This is a genomic window from Mesorhizobium sp. M0060, from assembly GCF_040323155.1.
Taxonomy (GTDB): domain Bacteria; phylum Pseudomonadota; class Alphaproteobacteria; order Rhizobiales; family Rhizobiaceae; genus Mesorhizobium.
Genome location: NZ_JAMYUP010000150.1, coordinates 1 through 1,760, shown reverse-complemented (window position 1 = coordinate 1,760; position 1,760 = coordinate 1). Strand labels below are relative to the sequence as shown.

Genomic DNA, 1,760 nt, shown 5'->3' with positions numbered 1-1,760 from the left:
TGCCCCCGCCGGACGACGCTCAACGCCAGCGCGACGACCGGTTCTTGATCACTACCTCAACCGCAGGCGCCCCTCCCGCGCAGCGGGTTCGTTCTCCGGCCCCTATGCTGCCGAGAAGCAATGCGCCGCTAAGCCGATATTTGCAGCAAATGCGGCATTGCGCTAGCAGTCAAGAGTCCCGGTATCAGTCGGGGAGCTTTGTCATCTCGACTTGTTATAGCCAACCGCCCGAAAAACCGGCTCGGTGCAGTCCCGCGATGATGGCCGGCACGCGGCGCATCAGGCGCCACACGAAGCCCGAGCGGTAGTTCTCTATCATCAGAGTGATCGGCCCCTGATTGATGCCGACATGGTCCGGCGATACCCAACCGCAGGGCCGGCCGTCGGCGGCTGCTATTGTCGGATTGAAGCTTGCGGTGAAGCCGTAAGGGTTGCCCTCTTGCAGGTCGATCTCGTGGAAATAGCGCAGTGCCGGCAGAACGATCTCTGGCGCAAAGGGCAATGAGGTAATCGCTGCCCACGGCGACAACGTCCCATCATCAGGGCCGAATGGCGCACCGCGCGCCAGATAGCCGAAGAAGCGGCGGCCACCGACCGTGATTTGGCGTTTTGTCGGGCTTGGGCCGTCGCTGGCGGTGATGCCCCAGCAATTCTCGCCATAACCGCTGAAACCCTTCGGATTGCGAATGGCGTAGTCGCGTTGCAGGTAGGTTGCCTCGCGGCTGTTCTCGAAATAGTCGCAGTCGTGGTTGCGCATGGAAGCATCGCGGATGCCGCGAAAATCGATCCAGATATGCGAGAGCTGGTGGATGAAAAGTGGACCGGCGTAAACCAGTTCCCGGCCATAGAGCTTTTTCCACTTGTAGGTGGATAGCCAGGCCGCGTAGCTCTCGGGCGGCAGCGGATGGGTTGGCGAGCCGAGGCCCAACACATAAAGGATCACCGCTTCGTCGTAGCCTTGCCAGCGATAGCGCAGGAAGCCTTTTCCAGGCCGCCAGCCATGGGTGAGGGTGGCGCCGCCGTTCTGCGCCCATCGCCAGTCGGCGCGCCGGTAGAGCGCATCGGCAAGCCGCCGGATTTCCAGTTCGGATTCATCGTCCTCGCCAAAATAGGCGCCGGCGGCCAGCGCACCGGCAAGCAGAAGCGCCGTATCGACCGTGGACAGCTCACACTTCCAGACGCGGCGGCCGGTCTCCATGTCGAGGAAATGGTAGTAGAAGCCCTTGTGGCCCGTAGCGTCGGCTTCGGGCCCTTGCGGCGCGTTCCAGAAGAAGCGAAGCGTGGCGAGCGTCCGTTCAGCGGCGGCGGCGCGCGTCATGAAACCGCGCTCGACACCGACGGGATAGGCCGACAGGGCGAGCCCGACGGCGGCGATGCTGGCCGGTGACCCCGGGGTGTTGCGGTCGGCGATCAGGCCATTCGCCGGGTTGGCCTCTTTGAGAAAATAGTCGAAGGACAGGCGCTGGATGTCCGAGAGAAGCTCGTCGTTCTGTGGGTGGTCGCTCGATGCATCCATGGCTGTCGATATAGAGGGGTTCGCTGCGCTTCCAACCTTTTTGGTCGTCTTGTCGCCTTTGGGTCATGTCACGACGATGCTCGTGCTGGCCCAGGTGTCTCTATAACTAAGTTCGAACACCAGAAGCTGACATTCCGCTAACGTGAAGAGTTTCGGGCGCCGGCAGGCGTACGAAAGTCCCCGAGGAAGGAACCCGCGGGCCACAGGCGATGGTTATGGGGATTTCGATTTGCGGCTGGTGTCG

At 62.2% G+C, this 1,760-nt stretch carries 1 protein-coding gene; it reads right to left on the bottom strand.

The window, feature by feature from the left end:
* Positions 1-214: 214 nt before the first annotated feature.
* Positions 215-1,516: a glucoamylase family protein gene (locus NKJ94_RS37295; RefSeq protein ID WP_352532759.1), complete on the bottom strand. Its 1,302-nt coding sequence runs from the start codon at positions 1,514-1,516 to the stop codon at positions 215-217.
* Positions 1,517-1,760 lie beyond the last annotated feature (244 nt).